Source organism: Chryseolinea lacunae (genome assembly GCF_016735595.1).
Lineage (GTDB): Bacteria > Bacteroidota > Bacteroidia > Cytophagales > Cyclobacteriaceae > Chryseolinea > Chryseolinea lacunae.
Genome location: NZ_JAERRB010000003.1, coordinates 637,806 through 660,234 on the forward strand (window position 1 = coordinate 637,806; position 22,429 = coordinate 660,234).

General features: G+C 50.8%; 14 protein-coding genes. 11 read left to right on the forward strand and 3 right to left on the reverse strand.

Annotated elements, in window-relative coordinates; all coding sequences use genetic code 11:
* Positions 1-63 precede the first annotated feature (63 nt).
* The 5 genes from JI741_RS11975 to JI741_RS11995 all read left to right on the forward strand — a co-directional run bounded on the left by JI741_RS11975 (position 64) and on the right by JI741_RS11995 (position 8,945).
* Positions 64-2,175 (forward strand): protein-disulfide reductase DsbD family protein, encoded by a 2,112-nt coding sequence (locus JI741_RS11975; protein WP_202009596.1) that lies wholly within the window; start codon positions 64-66, stop codon positions 2,173-2,175.
* 220 nt (positions 2,176-2,395) lie between these two features.
* Positions 2,396-3,679 carry a M23 family metallopeptidase gene (locus JI741_RS11980; protein WP_202009598.1) on the forward strand — a complete coding sequence of 428 codons (1,284 nt, stop codon included), beginning with the start codon at positions 2,396-2,398 and terminating at the stop codon, positions 3,677-3,679.
* Between the two features lie 86 nt (positions 3,680-3,765).
* Positions 3,766-6,054, forward strand: coding sequence for a patatin-like phospholipase family protein (locus tag JI741_RS11985; protein ID WP_202009600.1), 2,289 nt, complete (start codon positions 3,766-3,768; stop codon positions 6,052-6,054).
* Positions 6,055-6,197: 143 nt separating this feature from the next.
* Complete coding sequence (locus tag JI741_RS11990; protein WP_202009602.1) at positions 6,198-8,228, forward strand: OmpA family protein; 2,031 nt, start codon at positions 6,198-6,200, stop codon at positions 8,226-8,228.
* A gap of 15 nt (positions 8,229-8,243) precedes the next feature.
* Positions 8,244-8,945 carry an OmpA family protein gene (locus JI741_RS11995; RefSeq protein ID WP_202009605.1) on the forward strand — a complete coding sequence of 234 codons (702 nt, stop codon included), beginning with the start codon at positions 8,244-8,246 and terminating at the stop codon, positions 8,943-8,945.
* 21 nt (positions 8,946-8,966) lie between these two features.
* Here the strand turns inward: JI741_RS11995 and JI741_RS12000 are convergent, their stop codons facing one another.
* Complete coding sequence (locus JI741_RS12000; protein ID WP_202009607.1) at positions 8,967-9,785, reverse strand: hypothetical protein; 819 nt, start codon at positions 9,783-9,785, stop codon at positions 8,967-8,969.
* Between the two features lie 118 nt (positions 9,786-9,903).
* Between JI741_RS12000 and JI741_RS12005 the strand changes: the two genes are divergently transcribed.
* The 3 genes from JI741_RS12005 (at position 9,904) to JI741_RS12015 (ending at position 15,775) form a co-directional block, all read left to right on the forward strand.
* On the forward strand, positions 9,904-11,337 hold the full coding sequence (locus tag JI741_RS12005) for an aldehyde dehydrogenase family protein (protein ID WP_202009609.1): 1,434 nt from the start codon (positions 9,904-9,906) through the stop codon (positions 11,335-11,337).
* A gap of 142 nt (positions 11,338-11,479) precedes the next feature.
* Complete coding sequence (locus JI741_RS12010; protein WP_202009611.1) at positions 11,480-14,473, forward strand: AsmA-like C-terminal region-containing protein; 2,994 nt, start codon at positions 11,480-11,482, stop codon at positions 14,471-14,473.
* Between the two features lie 153 nt (positions 14,474-14,626).
* Positions 14,627-15,775 (forward strand): MFS transporter, encoded by a 1,149-nt coding sequence (locus JI741_RS12015; RefSeq protein WP_202009613.1) that lies wholly within the window; start codon positions 14,627-14,629, stop codon positions 15,773-15,775.
* Positions 15,776-15,783: 8 nt separating this feature from the next.
* Here the strand turns inward: JI741_RS12015 and JI741_RS12020 are convergent, their stop codons facing one another.
* On the reverse strand, positions 15,784-16,623 hold the full coding sequence (locus JI741_RS12020) for an AraC family transcriptional regulator (protein ID WP_202009615.1): 840 nt from the start codon (positions 16,621-16,623) through the stop codon (positions 15,784-15,786).
* A 90-nt stretch (positions 16,624-16,713) separates the two neighbouring features.
* On the opposite strand from JI741_RS12020, the gene JI741_RS12025 reads away from it, so the two are divergent.
* Together JI741_RS12025 and JI741_RS12030 are read left to right on the forward strand one after the other, a co-directional pair.
* Complete coding sequence (locus JI741_RS12025) at positions 16,714-17,715, forward strand: zinc-dependent alcohol dehydrogenase family protein (RefSeq protein ID WP_202009617.1); 1,002 nt, start codon at positions 16,714-16,716, stop codon at positions 17,713-17,715.
* Between the two features lie 158 nt (positions 17,716-17,873).
* The gene (locus JI741_RS12030; RefSeq protein ID WP_202009619.1) at positions 17,874-18,482 is read left to right on the forward strand and encodes a pyridoxamine 5'-phosphate oxidase family protein; all 609 of its coding nucleotides are present in this window, start codon (positions 17,874-17,876) and stop codon (positions 18,480-18,482) included.
* A 12-nt stretch (positions 18,483-18,494) separates the two neighbouring features.
* On the opposite strand, the gene JI741_RS12035 is transcribed toward JI741_RS12030, so the two are convergent.
* Positions 18,495-20,960: a TonB-dependent receptor gene (locus JI741_RS12035; RefSeq protein ID WP_202009621.1), complete on the reverse strand. Its 2,466-nt coding sequence runs from the start codon at positions 20,958-20,960 to the stop codon at positions 18,495-18,497.
* A gap of 293 nt (positions 20,961-21,253) precedes the next feature.
* On the opposite strand from JI741_RS12035, the gene JI741_RS12040 reads away from it, so the two are divergent.
* On the forward strand, positions 21,254-22,429 hold the full coding sequence (locus JI741_RS12040; protein WP_236676012.1) for a sensor histidine kinase: 1,176 nt from the start codon (positions 21,254-21,256) through the stop codon (positions 22,427-22,429).

The window sequence follows — 22,429 nt, forward strand, 5'->3', positions numbered from 1 at the left end:
ACGGGCCATCAACTTTTTTAAGCAGGCAAGCGTTATTTTAGCATTCCGAAAAATTCCATGATCATGTTGAAGCGGTTCTCATTCATTTGCACAGTAGTTCTCCTTTCGATAGCCGCACAGGCTCAGATCCTTCAGCCGGCAAAGCTCAGTGTGGAAACACCGGCAAAGCCCGTAGCCGTGGGCGACGAAATTGAGCTGGTTTTCAAAGCCACGATCGACAAAAACTGGTATATCTATTCCGTTGATTTTGACGGCGAATGTGGGCCAATCCCCCTGGCGGTGACCCTGGAAAAACATCCCAGCTTTAGCCTGGTGGGAAACCTCCGGGCCGTAGAAGACAAACCTAAACACGACAAGATTTTTGATTGTGATGTGCGCATCTTTATCGGCACAGGTGAGTTTCGTCAGAAAATAAAAATCCTTTCGCCGGATGTGAAGATTGTGGGTGCCTACGAAGGGCAAGTGTGTTCGGAAGTGGAAGGGAAATGCGTGCTCTTCAGCGGCGACCTGAGCGTCGGTCCTTTTAAAGTTACCGGCGAAAAAAAAAACGACAGTGAAAAGCAAGCCCCTCAGCAAACCACAAAAATAGAGACGACGCTTCCGGCGGCGCCTGCCATTAAAAAAGAAAAAAAAATCGATTCTGCGTCTGCCCCAGCCGTTGCAACCACCACACCCGCAAAAACCTATGGCGAAAACAAAGGTCCGCAGCTCGATCCTACGCTGAGCAAAGAAGACCCCAGCCAGAATTCCTACCTCGGCTTTTTTATACTCTCTTTTGTGGCCGGCCTCTTCGCGCTGCTCACACCCTGTGTTTTCCCGATGATGCCCATGACGGTGAGCTTCTTCACGGGTCCGGGTCGCACCAAATCGCAGGCACTCATCTATGGCCTTTCCATCATCATCATCTATACGCTCATTGGCACGGCCGTGGCCCCGCTCATGGGACCCGAAACAGCCAACCACCTCTCTACGGAGTGGCTACCCAACCTCATTTTCTTTGCCGTGTTCATCGTGTTCGGACTTTCTTTTTTGGGCTTGTTCGAGATCACCCTGCCGGGCACATTCATCAACAAAATGGATCAGCAATCGGAGAAGGGTGGCTGGATCGGCATCTTCTTTATGGCCTTCACACTGGTGCTGGTTTCTTTTTCGTGCACCGGTCCATTGGTGGGCAGCATCCTGGTGTCGTCGGCCGGAGGAGAATTTCTGAAACCGATTGTCGGCATGGTAGGCTTTTCGCTCGCGTTTGCCATACCCTTCACGTTGTTCGCGTTCTTTCCGGGCTGGATGAACTCGCTCCCCAAATCGGGCGGCTGGCTCAACTCGGTGAAAGTGATCCTGGGTTTTATCGAAATAGCCCTCGCCTTCAAATTCCTCAGCATCGCCGACCAGGCGTTTCACTGGCGAATTCTCGATCGTGAAATCAACATTGCCATCTGGATTGTAACCGTGGCCCTGATGGGTCTCTATTTGATGAAAGCCTTCCGCCTTCCCGGCGACACGGGCAAAGACGCCGAAGACAAACGCGTGGGTGTGCCCCGGCTAGTGCTGGCCATGGTGGCGTTCACGTTCCTGGTCTACCTCATCCCCGGCATGTGGGGTGCGCCGTTGAAATCGCTGGCCGGCTATTTACCGCCACTCTATACGCACGACTTTGACCTGGTTTCCAAAAACGAAACGGCAAACCAGATTTGTGAAGAACCGAAGTATTCCGAATTCCTGCACCTGCCCCACGGCCTTCAGGGTTATTTTGACTACGATCAGGCGCTGGCCTGCGCGCGTCAGCAAAACAAACCACTCTTTATAGACTTCACCGGCCACGGCTGCACCAACTGCCGCGAAATGGAAGCCGTGGTGTGGTCTGATCCCGAGGTGCTGAAACGTTTGCAGAACGACTTTGTGATCGTGGCCCTGTATGTGGACGACAAAACGGAGCTTCCGGAGTCGGAATGGTACACGTCGGCCTACGACAAGAAAGTGAAAAAGACCATCGGCAAGCAAAACGCCGACCTGCAGATTGCTAACCTGAACAACAACGCCCAGCCGTTCTATATCCTGGAGGGCAACGACGAAAAAGTGCTGGTGGCGCCCTACGGCTACGACAAGAATGTGGCCAGCTTCGTGAAGTTTCTCGACAGCGCCAAGAAGAAATTCGCCGCGTCGGCCTCGAAATAGGGGTTGTCGCGTTCCGGGAAAGCAGGACGTTCATGCCCTGTCATGACCCCTCACCGCCTGGAAGCGCCGCTTCGGGTTGTGAGGGGTTTTGAATTCTGAAACAATGGGTTATATTTGAAAAGCAAGTGGTTTCTTACATGGCCTAGGCCAATTTTTTAAACTTCGTATCTTTGCCACTCTATTTTTTAACTGCCGCAAGGCTAAAAACCCAAAGACCCTCATGCAAAAACGCTGGTTAGGATTTATTCTCGTCGCTGTCCTCACGGTAGCGGTAGTGCTCACAAACCGATATTATCTCCCCACACTGATGCAAACCGAAGCCTCGCTCGACACAGCGAAGGTGGTGGTGGCAAAAGCCCCCAGCGTGCTCTATGGCATGGTGGTGGACAACTACACGGTGATCGAAGACAAGATCAAACGCAACGAGCGTCTCGGCGACATCCTCACGGCCTATAATGTGCCTGCCAGCATCATCCATCAGATATCACAGCTTTCGCGCAACGTGTTCGACGTTCGCAAGATTGCTCCCAACAAAAAATACACACTGCTCTGCAATCAGACGGATTCGTTAAAGACCGCCAAAGTGCTGGTATACGAACCCAACTCCATCGACTATATCGTGTTCCGTTTTGAAGATACCCTCTGGGTTGACGTTTGCAAACGCGACGTGGTGATTCTGGAGAAAAGCATTGCTGGCGAAATTCGCTCCAACCTCTCCGAAACTATTGAAGAACTGGGCATCTCGCACGAACTCACCAACAAGTTTGTCGACATCTTTGGCTGGCAGGTAGACTTCCAGCGTTTGCAGAAAGGCGACAAGTTCAAACTCATCTATGAAGAAGCACAGGTAGAAGGCGTGTCGGTAGGCATCAAACAAATCAACGGCATCTACTTCGAACACTTCGGCCATCCTTATTATGCCGTTCCGTTCGATCAGGGCGAAGGCATCGACTATTTTGACGACGAAGGCAAAAGCACACGCAAAGCCTTGTTGAAATACCCCATCGAATTCACGCGCATCAGCTCGCGCTACACCATGAGCCGTTTTCATCCCGTGCAAAAACGTTGGAAGGCTCACCTGGGCACCGACTTTGCGGCACCTGTGGGCACACCCATCCGCACCGTGGGCGATGGCGTGGTGGAAGAAGCACAATACAAATCCAACAACGGCAACTATGTGAAAGTACGTCACAACGGTACGTATACCACACAGTACCTTCACATGTCGCGCATTGCCGACGGCATCCGTGCAGGCATGCACATTCGCCAGGGCCAAACCATTGGCTACGTAGGCAGCACCGGCCTGGCCACCGGCCCGCACCTTTGCTACCGCTTCTGGAGAAATGGTGTGCAGGTAGACGCCTTGCGTGTGGAGCTTCCGCCGTCGGAACCCGTGAAAAAAGATCACGAGGCCGAATTCAATGCGCTGAAAGAAAAGCTGGTTCGCAAGCTGGAAGCCATTCCATTCCCCGAACAGAAGCAAGATCCCATCGCATCGCTCTGATATATTTTTTTATTTAACGCTGCGTTGATAGATCATCCGCTTTTTCTTAGCTTTTTTGCTTAAGAATCATCCGAGATCACAACAGCATGCGGCGTGCGCTCCCGATAGTTTTCATATTCATAACGGCTTTTGCCAATGCCCAAAAAGTGGGCCTTGTGCTCAGTGGAGGTGCGGCAAAAGGATTGGCACACGTGGGTGTGCTGAAAGCGCTGGAGGAAAATGAAATTCCCATCGACTACGTAGTCGGCACCAGCATGGGTGGCATCATTGGCGGTTGCTATGTGGCTGGCATGAGTCCGGGGCAGATCGAAGACATGGTGTTGTCGGAGCACTTTCTGCGATGGATCAACGGCCTTCCCGAAACCGGCTACAACTACTACTACCACCGTCCCGACGAAACGCCACAGTTTCTGAAGGTCAATCTCGCGCTCGATTCCACCTTCAATTTTCAGCTCAACTCCAGCATCGCCAACGACGTGTCGCTGAATTTTGTGCTGGCCGAAAAAATGGCGCAGGCCTCGGCCATCTCCAACAGCAACTTCGACAGTTTGTTTGTGCCCTTCCGCGTGGTGGCTGCCGACATTTTCACACAAAACGAAGTGGTGCTTTCAAAAGGCTCGCTCAGCGATGCACTCCGCGCCACGCAAACGGTTCCATTCTTCTATAATCCCATTCGCGTCGACGGCAAATACCTCTTCGACGGCGGCGTCTATAATAACTTTCCTGTCGACGTTGCCCAACGCGACTTTAACCCCGATGTGATTCTGGGCGTGAACGTGTCGGGAAAAATCTTTGATGAATATCCCTACGACCAGGACGAAAAACTGATCTCCCACTCCTTATTGTATCTGCTGCTCGACAAGTCCGATCCGGCCCGCATCCCCAGCAGCGGTGTGTACATCCAGCCGAACCTGAAAGGTTTCACCTCGTTCGATTTTGCCCGCGTAAAAAGTTTGATCGACAGCGGCTATGTGCAAACGATGCGGCAAATGGACGAGATCAAACAGAAGGTGGCCGCGCGCGTTGCCTGCGACGACGTGATGACGCGACGCAATCGTTTCAACGATCAAAATGTGCCCATGGCCTTCGACGCCATTTTGTTCAAAGGCTACAGCTCGAACCAACGGGGCTATATACGCACCATTTTCCGCAACCGTAAAAATCAGGGCAAGTTTCAATTCAGCCAGATCAAAAGCGGCTACTTCAAGCTGGTGTCGGAAGACTATTTCACCAACACCTACCCCAGCATCCTCTACAACCACGAGCAACGGAATTTTAACCTGCAACTGACACGCCGCCCACAGCAGAATTTTCAGGTGGGCTTTGGCGGCGTCATTGCCACCCGCGACATCAGCAACGTGTTTCTCGGACTCAACTATTATTACTTCAACAAAATCCTCACCCACTACTCAGCCGACTTTCAGACGGGCAATTATTATAAGTCGGCCATCCTGAAATTGAGGATGGACTTTCCGTATCAGTTCTACCTTGAGCCCATGGTATCATTCGATTCCTGGGACTACCTGAACAACGACGACTTGCTGCGGTCGGTGTCGCTGCCCACCATTCTGCGAAGGATCAACCGTAAATATGGGGTGCGCGTTGGGGTGCCGGTCAAAAATTCGTTCAAGGGCATTTTCAGCATCGAAGGCATCAGCAACATCGACCGCTATATCAATGGCGATGTGTTCATCAGCACCGATCAGCTTGACGAGCTTCGCCTGCGCGGATACAAGGCGGGCCTCAGCCTTTCAACCAACACGTTGAACCGGCGACAGTATGCGTCGGCAGGAAGGTCGTTTGCTTTTTCGGGCGAATATTTTTCGGTGCGCGAGAAGTTCGCGCCGGGCAACACCTCGGTGCGCACTTCACCGGCATCGGTGCATCACTCCTGGTTCAGGGCGAGGGCCACGGCCGAACAGTACTTTAACCTGGGTTGGTATAAACTGGGCTATCTCACGGAAGTGGTGTTTTCCAATCAGCCACCGTTCCAGAACTACACGGGCACCATCATCAACGCGCCGGCCTTCATGCCCATGCAGGACAGCCGCACGTTGCTGCTCCAGAACTTCCGGTCGTTCAACTACCTGGCCGGGGGCATACGCAATGTGTTCACCCTGCGCAACAAGCTCGACTTCCGGGTGGAGGGATACCTGTTCAAACCGTTGGACTATCTTCAGGAGAATGCCAACCAGGAGGCGGTGAACTCAGAAGACCTTAACACGTTTTTCTTCGCGGGCACGGCCGGGCTTGTGTTTCACTCACCCATCGGACCCCTCAGCCTCAGTGTCAATTATTATGATGACAGGGAAAACCAGTTGGGTATATTATTGCACGTCGGCTTCCTGTTGTTTAACAAACACTCCCTGGAATAACGGAGGAATGAAGGGTTAGTGCAGGGTTAGGATCGTCAACGACTGACCTTAAGTATTTTGTTTCCTTTTTGATGTACTGTTTTCGGCCGAAAGTTGATTTTTTTAACTAAGTTTAAAACTAGATTTCTAACCTGACGAAGTGCATGAAGCGTTTTCTACTTTCCCTCTTTTTGTTAACAGGATTTACCCTCTTATCAAAAGCCCAAGTGGTTCAATGGGCATCGAAAGTTATCGAGTTTTCGTCTGAACTGACCCCGGTTCAATATTCAGCCAAACAAGCCTTAGGCAAACCCAACGTGCTTCCGGCCGGCGGGCAAAGCCCCAACGCCTGGGCGCCAGACAAACCCAAGCGCAAAGAATTTCTGAAGCTTGGTTTCGATAACCCCATCAGCATTCGTCAGATTGCCATTGCCGAGTCGCACAACCCCAGCGCCATCTACCGCGTGCTGGCCTACGATGAAGCAGGTAAGGAATATGTCGTGAACACCCTCAATCCCATGGCCGTGCCCCTGAAAGGCCGCATGCTCAACGTGTTCATGGAACCCACACCCTATAAGGTGGCTGCTGTTAAAATAGAGTTCGACGGTGCCGCTGTGCCCGACTACTATAGCATTGATGCCGTAGCCATCTCGGATTCCAACTATCCCATCATCGCCGACATTCCCACCATGCAGCTGCTCGCGTCGGGCATTCTCATCGAAGCCCTCGACAAAAACGTGAACAGCGAATACAGCGAATTGAACCCGCTCTTGTCGCCCGATGGCAAGACACTCTACTTCAGCCGCCGCAACCACCCCGAAAACGTGGGCGGTGTGAACGACAAGGAAGACATCTGGTATTCTCAATTGGATTCGGCCGGACATTGGCAACTGGCTCAAAACATGGGTCGCGAATTCAACAACTCCGGTCCCAACTTCGTGAATACCATCCGCTCGGTGACACCCGATGGCAAATCGGCCATCATGCTTTTGGGAAACAAATACCTCAACAACGGCAAGATGCTGGCCGGCGTGTCCATCAGCTCTAACGTGAACGGCGTTTGGTCAAAACCCAAAGCACTCGAAATTGCCAACGACTATAACTACAACGAAAAGGCAAACTACTTCCTCACAGACAATCGCCAGACCCTGCTCATGTCGGTTGAACGCGAAGACTCACAAGGCGACCGCGACCTCTATGTGTCGTTCATGAAAAGCGACAGCACCTGGACCGAACCCCTCAACCTGGGCGACGTGCTGAACACCGCTGGCGAAGAAACTGCACCCTTCCTTGCCTCCGACGACAAGACACTCTATTTCTCATCCAACGGCTTTAGCGGCTATGGCGGAAGCGACATCTATGTTACCAAACGCCTCGACGACACCTGGACAAAATGGTCGGATCCCGAAAACCTTGGACCCGAAATCAACTCGCCGCTCGAAGACTTGTTCTTCAACATTCCGGCGTCGAGCGAATTTGCCTACTACTCACGTGGCGTGAGCGAAACCAACACCGACATCTTCCGGGTGAAACTGCCCATCATCAAAAATCCTGAGCCCTGGATCACCGTGCGCGGAAAGATTATCGACAAAACAACAGGTCAACCTTTGGGTGCCAAGATCATCTACGAACGTTTGCCCGAAGGCAAAGGCGTGGGCATCGCACAATCCAATCCTGAAACCGGCGAATACGAAATCAGGCTGCCTGCCGGTCATCTCTATGGCCTGAGAGCAGAAGCAGACGGCAAATTGTCGGAAAGCCAGAACCTCGACACGCGCGATGTGAAGGCCGACAAGACCATCGACAAAAACTTTAACCTCGATCCCATCCAGGTGGCCACCATTGGCGAAAACGTGACGATCACACTCAACAACGTGTTCTTCGATTTCGACAAGGCCACGTTGAAACCCGAATCGTTCCCCGAACTGGATCGCATCGTGACGATGATGAAAGAGAAAAATACCCTGGAAATCGAAATTTCAGGTCACACCGACACCGCCGGACCGGAGCAATACAACCTGGGCCTGTCTGAACGACGCGCCAAGTCGGTGATGAAATATTTTAATGACAAAGGTGTGCCCGCAGAACGCATGAAAGCGCTGTTCTTTGGCGAAACCAAACCTACCGAATCGAACGACACAGTGGAGGGCAGAAAGAAAAACCGTAGGGTTGAGTTTAAGATTTTGAAACTCTAATCTTTTAAAAACCATATGGGAAGAAAATTTTTTAAGCTGGTTCTCCCGCTTTTCTTCATCACCACAATTTCGTTCAGCCAAAGCCAGGACAGCCTGGTGGTTGCCGAAGGACAAATTTTGAATGCCGCAACGAAAGAACCCGTCATGGCGCGCATCACCTACCAGAGTTTGCCCTATGGCAACAAGGTGGGTGTGCTCAACAACAACGCCTATTCATTCCCCATGTTCGATGGCGAAAAATATTCCATCATCGTGGAGGCGCCGGGCTTTTCGGTGGCCAAGTATATGCTTGATCCCGCCGAAGCACGCGGCAGCAAAAAAGTAATCAAAAACATAGAGCTCACCACCGGAGCACCCGTGGCGCCCGAAGTGGGAAAAGTTATTCGGCTCGACAACCTCATCTTTCAGGTGGGCAAGGCACGCATCAGCCCCGAGTCGCACTCCGAACTGGAGGCCGTGCTCGACATGATGCGCGAAAACAAAAAGATGGTGATTCAATTGGAAGGCCACACCGACTACCAGGGCGACCCGAAAGAAAACCTGAAGCTGTCGCAGATGCGGGTTGACGCGGTGAAGTCATACCTCGTGTCGAAAGACGTTTCCAAACAACGAATCAAAACCAAAGCGTTTGGTGGCACCATGCCGCTTTCGCGCGACAACACTCCGGAGGCCCACCGCCTCAATCGCCGGGTGGAACTTCGCATTCTCGAAAACTAATTTAAACTGGAAAGGCAGCGGCTAGTTTGCGCTGGCCGTCATGGAAAGTTGTTTCTTCCGCAGCGAATAAATGCTGCGGAGGCATTTTTCTTTCACGGAGGTGTCGAGGTTGCTTTCTTGCACCGACAACATCAGGATGTGTGAAAGCTCTTCGATGCGCGGCGACGAATATAAGTCGAGCGCTTTAGCCAAGTGCTGAATGGCCATCGGGAGCTGTTGACTGTTATAGTCAACGATCGACATATTGTAATACAACAACCCCAGCATTTCATCGAGGTTCACTTCGTTATACAAATTCACTTTGTATTGATAGTAGGTCTTTGTGGACGCCACCGGCTGAAGCTTGTTTTCTTTGTAAAGTCTTAACCGGTTGCTTAACGTCACGGGATCGTCGATAAAACCATGTAGGGGGTCCGTTGCTTCGAACAGCACATCGCCGTTGGCCGTTGTGGCCAGCAGGAAAATGTGATAGTTGGTTTCGATAATTTTGTAGGGCACGTTGAAATGATCCAGCAGCAATGCATAGAGGGCCGTTCCCGAAAGGCAATTGTATTGGCGTTTGTCGAGCTGCCCGAAAGAAGCGTATTGCGAATAGGTCTTTAAAAACTGCTGATGTGTTTTTGTGAACAGGTAGCGCAGAAAGTCTTTCTCTTTTTTGAAGGAGGCGCGTTTGTGATCGAGTTTCGCGGCAAAGGCCAGCACTTTGTCGGTGTTGGCGGCAGGGCCGTCTACCTGGCTATAGAGCGTGAAGTAATAGGAAAGACGGGCCGACTGAACATTCTCCTGCCCCTGGCTGAACGCCACAAAGGGAATCAGGAAAAGAACGAGCCAGCACTTCATGTTACGCCAATGTTAAATTTGTATTAATAAAGTTAATATATACATAACAAAAGTCAATCACTCGTAACCTGGGCGTAATGTATTAGGGCGAATGGCTGAATTTTGGCTATCTTGAAGTATGGAGGCAATAGCAAACCCATCGACCACCGCGCCCCTCGTGGCGGCTTTTTCCCGGCACAAAACCACCGCGCAAACCCTGCGAACAGAGCCCCTCCAAAACCGTAAAAACCGTTTAATGAAGCTCCGCGCGTGGCTTCACGCCCACCGGCAAGACATTCACACGGCCATGTTTGACGACTTCCGGAAGAATGCCACCGAAGTGGACGCCATCGAAATTTTTCACGTGCTCGGCGAACTCAAGTATGCACTGCAAAATGTTGAACAATGGTCAACACCAAAGAAAATCGACGCCCCCATCACCCTGGTGGGCACGCGCTCTTTCATACAGTATGAACCCCGAGGTGTTTGCCTCATCATATCGCCCTGGAACTATCCGCTCAGTCTGTGCCTCGGTCCACTGGTGTCGGCGTTGGCAGCGGGCAATGCCGTGGTGATAAAGCCTTCGGAAATGACACCGCATGTGTCGGCCTTGATCCGGAAAATGGTGGAGGAAATTTTTGAGCCAGAGGTTGTCTCCGTGTTTGAAGGCGGCCCCGAAGTGTCGCAGACGTTGCTTGGCCTTCCGTTTGATCACATCTTTTTCACGGGCAGCCCGGCCATTGGCAAAGTGGTGATGAAGGCCGCGGCCGAAAACCTGGCGTCGGTCACGCTGGAACTGGGTGGCAAATCGCCCGTGATTGTTACCGACACCGCGCGCATCAAAGACGCTGCACGGCGCACGGCGTTCACCAAATTTTTAAACAACGGCCAGACCTGTCTTGCCCCCGACTATGTGCTGGTGGACGAGAAAGTTGCCCCGGAGTTTACGCGTGAGCTGATCGAACAAACCAAAAAACTTTTCACGGAAACAGGCCAGACTTTTGAGACGTCGCCGCACTATTGCCGTATTGTGAACGACAAACATTTTGAACGACTGAACGGCATTCTGCAAGACGCTGTGCAGCGCGGTGCCAGGATTGAATATGGCGGGGCCGTGACCGCGGCAACACGTTTTGTGCATCCCATGATTTTGTCGTCGGTGCCGTTGGATGCGCGCGTGATGGAAGAGGAAATTTTTGGGCCCGTGCTGCCGGTTGTGCCCTATGCAAATCTGTCGGACGCGTTGGCCATTATTAATAGTAAGCCCAAGGCGCTGGCGCTCTATGTTTTCACCAACCATCAGAAAACACAGGATCGCGTGTTGCGCGAAACCAGTTCCGGTGGCGTGTGTGTAAATGATTGCGGCATCCATTTCATGCACCACGATCTTCCCTTTGGCGGCGTGAACAACAGCGGTGTGGGCAAGTCGCATGGCCATGCAGGATTTCTCGCGTTCTCCAACGAAAAGGCCGTCCTGAAGCAACGCGGCGGCTTCACGTCTGTGTCAGCTTTCTACCCGCCTTACACCCCCCTGGTGAAAAAACTGATGGATTGGTTCTTGAAGCTCTTTTAGAAACATCCGGGCCGGAAAAGATGATAAAATCTTTAAACGGCGATTACACAATTTTAAGGCGCTTTTCCGTTAGGCAGTTTTTAAACTTCTGTTTAGTAACTTTGGCCCTTGAATCGTTATTCAAATAATTACTTATTCCTATATGAAAAAAGCGCTTAAATGGACCTTTATTGTTCTTGGTGGACTGATTGTGCTGGTATTGGCCGCAGCTTTCATCATTCCCATTGTTTTTAAGGATGACATCCAGGCTGCCATAAAGAAAGAGCTGGACAAGTCGGTGAACGCCGATGTGGTGTTCGATGTCGATAAATTCAACCTCACACTTTTCCGGAATTTCCCCAACATCACTGCCGAGATGAGCGATCTGGGTGTTATTAACCGCGCCCCCTTTGAAGGCGAAGTGCTTTTTGCCACCGAAAAATTTGAAGTGGAAGTGAACCTGAAAGCTATTTTGTTTGGATCACAATTGCGCATCAAAGGCATTTCGCTTGTGCGCCCCATCATTAACGTGACGGTGCTCGAAGATGGCCGCGCCAACTACGACATCGCCATCCCCTCGGCCGACACCGTGGTGACCGACGAAGGTGCCAGCGAATTTTCGTTTGGCATCGACCATTGGGAAATCGTAGAAGGCAGCGTGGTCTACAACGACAAATCGCTCCCCTTCAAAATGGAACTGAAAGGCTTGAACCACTCCGGCAGTGGCGACTTCACCCAGGATGTGTTTGACTTGAAAACAAAAACGGTTGCCGACACGGTGAACGTGGTGTTTGACGGAACCGAATACCTCTCCAACAAACATGTTGACATCGACGCGGTGATTTCCATCGCCGAACAATACACAAAGTACACCTTCAAAGAGAACTCGGCCAAGATCAACGACTTTGCCATGAGCTTCGACGGGTGGTTTAAAATGAATGAAAAAGATTTTGGAATGGACATCGCGTTCAAGAGCCCTGAAAATTCATTCAAGAGCTTGTTGTCGCTGGTGCCCGGCATGTATACACAAAGCTTTGGCGACATCGAGACCAAGGGCGACCTGGCTTTTAATGGTTTTGTGAAAGGAACATACAGCGAAAAACAGATGCCCGCGTTCAACGTGAACCTGTTGGTGAAAGACGCCATGTTCAAATACCCCTCACTGCCCACCGCCATCAACAACATCAACGTCGATTTGTTGATCGATAACAAAGACGGCGTGATCGACAACACCGTGATCGACTTGAAAAAACTTCACCTCGATTTTGGTTCCAACCCGGTGGATGCGAAAGCACTCATCACCAAAATGTATCCCACCAATGTAGACGCCAACGTGATGGCCAAGCTGAATCTGGCGGAACTGAGCAAAATGTTCCCGCTCGAAGGTCTCGACATGAAAGGCAACTATGCGCTCAACCTCAGCGCCAAAGGTGTGTATGACAGTTTGAAGAAAACCATTCCTGCCATCGATGCATCGATGTCGCTGGCAAACGGCTTTGTGAAGTCGTCGCAGTTTCCGATTCCCCTCGAAGATTTGAAATTTAGCTCTACAGTGAAAAACGCATCGGGCAAATTGGCCGAGACCTTCATCACGGTGAAAGACCTGTCGATGCTGATGGACGGCGAACGTTTTAACGCCGACCTGTTGCTGCAAAACCTGGATGACTACACGTGGGATCTGAAAGCAAAAGGCGGCATCGACCTGGAAAAAATCACGAAAGTGTTCCCGTTGGAAGGCATGACGCTGGCCGGAAAAGTGAAAGCCGACATTCAAACAAAAGGAAAATATTCTGACGTGCAAGCCGAAAAATACGATCGCCTGCCCACCAGCGGAACGGCATCGTTAACGGATTTCAAATACATCACCAAAGATCTTCCCACCGTCACGCTGTCGCAAGCGTCTATGGTTTTCGATCCAAAGAAAATTGACTTGCAAAAGCTGAACGGAAAAATCGGCCGCAGCGATTTCAGTGTGAACGGTTCGGTGCTGAACTACCTGGGCTATGTGTTTGGTAAAAATGAAACTATCAAGGGCAATGTGAACTTCACGTCGGGCCTGCTCGACCTCAACGAGTTTATGACCGACACAGAAACGACAACGGCCACCGACACCGCGAGCTTTGGCGTGATTCCCGTGCCGGACAACATTGACTTTGTGCTGAAGTCTAATGTTCAAAAAATTGTGTTCATGGACTACAACATGACAAACGCCTCTGGCGATGTGATTGTGAAAGACGGCGTGGCCAACCTCAGCGGCCTGCGCTTCAACATGCTGGGCGGATCGTTTGTGGTGAACGGAACCTACAACACCCAAAACATTGCACATCCTAAATATGATCTCGGTCTCAAGATCGACGGCGTGTCGATGAAAGAAGCCGCCAACAAGTCGTCGCTCGTGCAGAGCTATGCACCCATTGCCGGCCTTGTGAATGGAAACTTCTCGACCGACTTTAAAGTGAGCGGCGAACTTCTCAAAACCATGATGCCCAACATGGCCACGGTGAACGGCGCAGGTCTGGTGAAGATTGCGCAGGCAGCCCTGACCCAAAGCAAACTGATTTCGGGCATCACCTCGCTCACCAAACTGGAGAACACCAATGAAGTGACGTTGAAAGATGTGCTCATGTCTACCAGCATCAAAGATGGTCGCCTCAGCGTGCAGCCCTTCGACGTGAAGTTTGGTAACTATAAAACCACAGTCGCCGGAAGCACCGGCCTCGATGGTTCATTGGCCTACACCCTGAAGATGGATGTGCCCGCCGGAAAACTCGGCTCGGAATTCAACAGCTTCATCGCTAAAAATACCAGCGGCAAAACCGATCCGAACGGCAACGTGCCCGTCACCATCGGTCTGGGTGGCAACTATACCAATCCCAAACCCACCTTGCTCATGGACGACCAGAAGGCACAGGTGAAAGAGGCAGTGACCAACGTAGCCAAAGAAGAAGGCGCGAAGGCCATCGAAAAAGCTGTGAAAGGAACAGACGCCGAAAAGATTGTGGGCGACTTGCTGGGTGGCAAAAAGAAAGACACCACCAAAACCGCAGCAGCCGACACGGCCAAAGCAAAGCCTGTAACCACCGAAGATGTTCAGAAGAAAGTGGAGGACGAAGCCAAGCAGAAGATTCAGAACTTCCTGAAGAAAAAGAAAAACTAGTGGGCTGAAGCCCGCAGGCAAAGTGCCCGTTGATGAAACATGAATCATCGACGGGCATTTTCTTTTTATCGGTTCCGTCAGCGATTTTTTAACCACCGTTCAGCGTATATATCCTGCCAGGATTGTGATATTTGCATCCGAATACACCAGCCAATGGACTCACCGAAAAGGCAGCGCGCTTTTCTGAACGTATTTTTCTTTCTTTCGGGCTTTTGCTTTTCTACGTGGGCATCGCGCATTCCCACCATCAAAACATTTTTTGGATTCAACGAAGCCGAGCTGGGCACCATTTTGTTGTTCATGCCCATCAGTTCATTGGTGAGCCTGCCCATCTCGGGATGGCTGGTGTCGCGCTACGACAGCCGGGTGCCGTTGGTAGCCGCGTTCTGTGCGCTGTCGGTGGCGCTGTCGTGCATCGGATTTTCCACCACCAAGATCGGTCTCATTGTGTCGTTGTGCTTCATGGCGTTCACCATGCGGTTGGTGAATATTTCAGTGAACACACAGGCGCTTCACCTTCAGAAAGTATTTAACCGAAACATCAACGGATCGTTTCACGGCTTGTGGAGCACCGGAGGCATTGCGGGTGTTAGCTTCACCACGCTGCTGCTCACACTCGATGTGGGCATCGCCAACCACCTGCTCATGGTGTCGGTGGTCATTTTGTTGGCAACGGTCTATTGCTATCGGTTTTTGCTGCGCAACGACAAGGCACCGGCGGGCAACAAACTGATGTTGGCAAAACCCGATCCGTTCATTGTCTATCTGGGTGTGTTGGTTTTTCTGGCCTCGATTTGTGAAGGCGGCATGTTTGACTGGAGCGGAATTTTTTTCAAAGAGGTAGTGAAGCAAGAAATTTTCACTCTAGGCTATCTGAACTTCATGGTGTTTATGGCGCTTTCACGTTTTGCGTGCGACCGTATTGTGGAGCGGATGGGTATGGAAAAGACGTTTAACATGAGCGCAGCATTTATTTTTATCGGCATCGGTCTGGCGGTGGTGTTCCCGTCGTTCTGGCCTTCGATGATTGGATTTTGTTTGGTGGGCTTTGGCTCGGCGGCAGTCATCCCCATGACGTATTCGTTAGCGGCCACATCGCGAAAATATTCACCGGGCATGGCCATTTCCATCATTGCCACCTATGGCATTGCCGGTGCGTTTCTTGGGCCACCCCTCATTGGTTATCTCGCGCAGGCGTTTGGATTGAAGAATGCATTTATCGCGTTTGCCATTGCCGGCATTTTGTTGGTGCCCATGTCGCAAAGGTTCTTCAGGTATCAGCGCGAAATCAAACACGCGTGATCATGCTTCTATGATTTTTCTTTTTTAAACGCGGAAGGATTCATTCCCCTGTGCTTTTTAAAAATTCTGTTTAGGTGACTTTTGTCGGTGAAGCCCAGTTCATCGGCAATTTCGCCGATGCGCATGTTGGTGTGCAGCAACCGGTTTTCAACGAGCGTCAGTTTATAGTTTGTGATGTATTGTTGCAGCGTTTCGTTCGAATGTTTTTTGAAGTATCGCCCCAGATACGTTTCCGAAATGCCAAAGTGCGCGCCGATGATGTCGGCTTTTAATTTATCAGGTTCGTGGATGTGACTTTGAATGTAGTGAAGAATGTCTACAGCTTTTTCGTCGCTTCCTTCGTGAATGGCATCGGGCCACCGTTGTGAAATGTTGCGGGCCACAATCACCAACAGGGTGTTCACATAGTGCCGCAAAAGATCTTCGTGATAAAGGCCATGTTGTTCATGCTCTTGCACGATGGCTTCCATAATGGCCTTCACCACGTTTCGGTCAGCGTGCAAATGAAGGATGCAACCCGGTTCGTGGCGTGCGTTTCTGAGAATGTTATCCAGACGATTCAACGTTTCATGGGCCTGACCATTTGTGCCGAGATAGGACTTGGTGAAACGGATAAACAAAAGTTGTGTGGGTGTTTCAAATTCAAAGACATGCGAATCTTCGGGCGTGAGCAGGAAGAGGTGGGCGGCGCGATAGTCGACCTTGGTTTTGTTGATGACCTGTTTGCCCGTTCCGGAAACGATATAAACAAGTTCAAAAAAACTGTGGGCATGCTCCAGCCGTGGACATTTGTCCATCACTTCTTTCAGCACGATCTGAAAGGGCTCGTAGAGATTGTCCTTGACCATACAATAAAGTTACACCCTTTACGAAAATTAGTACAACACGTTTGCCTCCCCGATGATTCAATTTTGCATCGAACAAAACGCAAACACACTATGAATACATCGCACAAAACCATGCGGGCCTTGGTGCTTGAGGTCTACAATTCTCCCTTAACCATGCACACTGTGCAAAAACCTGTGCCCGCAAAAGGTGAGGTGTTGGTACGCATCAAGGCCGCTGGTCTCAACCCGTTGGATCTGAAAATCATGGCGGGTCAGGCAGGCCACGCGCAAACAAAACTCCCCGCCACGCTGGGCATAGACATGGCCGGTGTTGTTGAAGACGTTGGCGATGGCGTTGCATCGTTCAAAGCCGGCGATAAAGTGTTTGGCATGGTTGGCGGTGTGGGGGGCATGCAAGGCACGTTGGCCGATTATGCCTCGGTGGATGCGGAGTTGCTGGCGCATAAGCCAGTAAATCTCTCCATGAAGGAAGCAGCCGCATTGCCCCTGGTGCTGATCACCGCGTGGGAAGGATTGGTAGACAGGGCCGGTGTGCATGAGGGTGAAACCGTGTTGGTTCATGGTGGCGCGGGCGGCGTGGGCCATGTGGCGGTGCAACTTGCACGGGCAAAAGGTGCACAGGTGTTTGCAACCGGATCGGCGAGTAACATGAACTATTTGCGTGCGCTGGGCGCTCAACCAGTTGACTACATCTCCGAAAAACAAGAACAGTATCTCGCGCAATACACCAACGACGAAGGTTTTGATGTTGTGTTTGACACCGTGGGCGGCGCCACACTCGACGCTTCTTTCACGGCAGTGAAACTGTATAAAGGTCGTGTGGTGAGCGCATTGGGTTGGGGCACGCATAGCCTCGCGCCGCTCTCATTCCGCAGCGCCACCTACTCGGGAATATTTACACTGTACCCGCTCATCAGCGGAAAACAACGGGCGCACCACGGCCACATTTTGAAGCAGGCAACGGCGCTCATTGAAGCCGGAAAGATTGTGCCGCTGGTGGATGAACGACACTATGATTTAGAAACTGCAGCTAATGCCTATGCAACCATGGCGAACCGTACGGCGAAGGGTAAAGTGGTTATTGAACTTTAGCATCGAATTCAGTAACCAGAATTTGAACGGGAGTCGCGAAATCTCTAAATAGTGCTATACAAACCACGGTTTGTCTGATGGCCAACACAACAAAAAGTGTTGATACGATTGACGGAAGGAAGTGAAGTTGTGATAACAATCTAACCAAAAAAAGTGCTATGAACTATTCAACACTGGCATTCTCGGACGCAGCCCGAAAGATTCAGGAAAAAGCAGGAAGCCGGGCCAACTATGCCCGCCGGGAAAGGCAATCGCAAACGGATGGACTCACAGAAAACGAAAGCGCCTTCATTGCCGAGCGCGACAGTTTCTATATGGCAACACTTGGGGCAAATGGATTTCCCTACATCCAGTTTCGCGGAGGCCCCAAAGGATTTCTGAAAACGATTGATTCCACACGGCTGGCCTTTGTTGATTTCAGAGGCAACATGCAATACATCTCCGTTGGCAACCTGGCAACAAACAACAAAGTGTCGCTCATTCTGATGGACTATCCCACCCGCACGCGTCTCAAATTATACGCGGAAGCAGAAGTTGTTGAACTGAAGGACGACCCCGCGTTGTTTGAAAAGCTAGACCTGGAGAACTACAAGTTTCGACCGGAACGCATGGTGGTGCTGCACGTGAAAGCCTATGACTGGAATTGCCCGCAACACATCACACCGCGCTATACGCTGGAAGAAATTGGAGACGCCTTTGCGTCGCAGCAAGACTACATCGCCAAACTGGAAGCCGAAATAAAAACATTGAAGCAAAGCGCGACCTGACGATGACGCGGATCAGTTTCTTCTTATCCTGTCGCGCTCGTCTTTCGATGTGCCGTCGCGCGAACTTTTGCTTTTCACTTTCACATTGCCGAACGATTTGGAATAGGTGAGTCTCACAATGCGGTTGTTGGCTGACTCTGCGCCATAAACAAAATGAGCTTTTAAAGAGAAGGCCTCTTCCGTAATCGTTCCAAAGTAGCCGCTCACGCGCATCGACTTGAAAATGTCGGTGACAGACAATTGAAGACTTCCCCAGTTTTTGTTCAAATCCTTCTTGATGCCCGCATTGAGCATCCCAAACCCGTCTAGTTTTTTCGACCCGTCATATTGGGTGGAGTTATACCATCCGGAAAGCTCCAGCGAAAAATTCTTGGGCAGGCTAAAGGTCTGGCTGCCGTTGAAGGAATAGGCAAAGTAGGTTTTCACCAGCTTCTCTTGGGTGTGATCGAGTTTGAACTGGCGAAGGCCGCCCACATAGCTATAGGTCATCGTCCACCATTTGGCCACGGTGAATGGCAACGTGGCCTGGAACGTGAGGTTGTTTTGATAGGCCATGTTTTCGGGGCGGTTATACATGAGGTCGCGCGCCGGACTTTCTTTTTCCTGGTAGAGCACGATGGGATGATCGTCGCGACTGGCGGTGAGCGAGAACGAGTAGCCGTGGTGATTGTAGCCAATTTTGAAATTGTTTGTGACGGTGGGTTGCAACGCGGGGTTGCCCGTGGCCACCGACATGGGGTCGGTGTAGAATAAGAATGAGGCAAGGTCGTTGAATGAAGGACGACTGATTCTTTTGGTGTATGAAAATTGCAGCTCCGATTGCTCTCCCAGTTTTTTAGAGAGGAACACGCTGGGAAACAGTTTGCCAAGACGACGGTCGATCTTGTTTTCGTCCTTGTCGGCATTGGCAAACGTGTGTGAATATTCGTAGCGCGCGCCGGCCATCAGACTGGTGGAAGCATTTAGTTGCACATTCATGGACGCATAGCCAGCGGCGATCCATTCGCGCATGTCGGTGTCGTTCAGGTAGCGGGGGCTGCTCACCCATTCGTTGTTCTCTAACGTTTCGATGCTCGACGTGCTGGTGCTTCGGGTGAACGTTCCCTTCAAACCACCTTCAAACCTGACACCCTTGGAAAACTGTTTTGCATAGTCAACCTTAGCCACACCCACGTGTATGGGCGAAGAAGAAACACCCCGTTGACGGTTCGAAAAAATGGAACCGCTGGGTGTGGCCTCGTTGCCTTCGCGATCGAAAAAAACCGTGTTGACATCGGTTGGGTTTTCAATGTCATAGCCCAGGTAGTCAACATCGATGTTCAGCGACTCACCTTCGCGCCAGCGATGTTCAAGAAAGACACTGGCGATGGTGTTGCGCCAGCGGCTGTTTCCGGCAATGTCGGCGCGCATCACCAGCAGCGAATCGGAGGCAACGATGGTGTAGTTGCCACGATTAAAAACCTCGCGTGCAATGCGACTGCTGTTGTAGGTCACGCTGCCACCAAAAGTGGTGTTGCTGGTGGCGTTCACGTCCAGCCCCAGCGTGGCGTTGTGGCTGTTGGCATTCTGGTTTTGCATGCTCGACACATCAACACTCAGCTCGCCTCCAAAGGCCGGCATGTTCTGTGTGCTTTGTGCCACCCAGCCGTCGCGCTGCCGGTTGTGCAGGAATGCGTAGCTGCCATACAGATTCACTTTTCCAGTATTGTGGGAGAGGTTGACACTCGCAGCACCTTTTTCCTTCCAGCCATAACCCGTTGTGGCAGAAAACGACCCCGTGGTGCCAATCTCTTCCCGTTTCTTTAACACGATGTTGATCATGCCAGCGCTGCCGTCGGCGTCGTATTTGGAGGTCGGCGTGGTGAGCAGTTCTATTTTTTCGATGTTGTTCGCGCTCATACCGTTCAGCATGGCCACCACTTGTGCGGCGGGCAGGCGCACAAGCTTGCCGTTGAGCATGATCATGACGCTGCTTTTTCCATTCAGTGCAATGCTGTTGTTTCGCATGTCGACAAAAACACCCGGCGATCGCTCCAGCACCTGCAATGCAGAACTCCCCTTGGTAAGCACACTATTCTCAACGTTGATGACCGTGCGATCGATCTCCTGCTGATACAACGGTTTCTCTCCCTGCACCACAATTTCGGCAAGTTGCTGCGCGTCTTCTTCCAGCACCAAGGTTTCGAACACCTTGGTTGCATTGGGAGTGGTTAACGAAAATGATGGCGAGTGATAGGATTTATATCCGATGGCGGTGATGCGCAGCATGTAGGTTCCACCCGGAACATTTTCAATCCTATATTCACCAAGCGCTGTGCTCATTATGCCTTTCACAAGGGCGCTGTCGGCAGCATTCAGGAGCAGCACATTGACAAAGGGCAAGGGTTCGCCGTTGGCGGTTGTTAGCTTGCCCGACACTTGTCCGAAAGTGCTGAGCGCGACGAACGCAAACGCAAAGAAGAGGAATGCAGTTTTCATGATATCGGAATTTGGTGTTGGTGCCCGAAGTAAATGAACGGGAACCCCGACGCGAGGGAAAACTTATTTGCTGACGTGCGGCGTATACTTGCTGAACAACATGTGGCGATTTGTATGTTGTGCGAGGGGCAATGCGTTAAACACAAATCGCCTGTCGTCAATGAAACGTGTTTGTTGGGCAATTTTTTAGCCCCGGTTGTGGTGTTGGTTCACACGATGATATGGATTTTGATTATTTTAGTAGGTTGGTGGATAGACCGCCACAGGTTCGGGCACGTAAAATCATAAATCCATTGACGCTCACGGCATCTAAGTTCGACTGGATCTTTAAATACAAGCTCCATCACCTGCCCTTCTGGTTTGTGTATCATTACCTGTGGTGGACGGTAACGATTGGCAGTGCGTGGCATGCCGCCAACAACATTTTCTTTTCGGCCTATTCCATTAAGTATTGCTTCTATGTGATCTTTCAGGCCATCGGTGTCTACTTCAATCTGTATTTTCTGATTCCACGTTTCCTGGAGAAAGGCCGCTTTGTAGAATATATGTTCTGTTTGCTGGGCACCATTTTGGTGACGGCAACGCTGATTGTTCCGGGCTACTATGTGAGTGCATGGATTTCGCAAAGCACATTTGAGGAACTCTACCAACGGAAACCTGAACAGTATTTGTATTTCTTTCAGATAAACACGTTGCCGTCTACAGTGGCGAGCACAACGTTGGGCATGAGCATTAAGCTCACCAAAAACTGGATTCAATCGAAACGGCGCGAGCAGGCGTTAGAGAAAGCAAAGCTGGAATTGGAAAAGGAGAAATTGGAAACAGAACTGAAGTTTCTGAAGTCGCAGTTCAATCCGCATTTTCTATTCAATACAATCAATTCCATTTTTGTGTTGATCAACAAAAACCCCAGGATGGCCTCCGAGTCGTTGGCAAAATTTTCAGACATATTGCGTTATCAGCTGTATGAATGCAACGAACAACAGATTCCGCTTAACCAGGAGTTGAATTATCTGGAGAACTTTATCGAATTGCAGAAGCTGCGTCACGATCACAACGAAGTGACTTTGTCGCAACAGGTGGAAATTCTGCACACGGGCAACCTCATCATCGCACCTTTTGTGCTTATGCCTTTCGTAGAGAACGCTTTCAAACACGTTTCCAAACACCGCGACATCACCAACTGGATTGATTTGACGCTGCGTTTAAAGGAGAACGAACTGCAACTGGAAATATCAAACAGCACATCGTTGCTCCACAGCTCATCGACAGAGTTTATGCGGCACAGCGGCATTGGACTGAAGAATGTGAAGCGACGTTTGGATTTGCTCTATCCCGACGGTCATCAACTTTCTATTCGGGAAGAAAACGCCGCGTTCTATGTGAGCCTGACGTTGGATCTTCAGGAACGAAAAATTATTGAAATGCCCGCGATGGCGGAAGACACTGTTCTTAAAATAAATTCATAA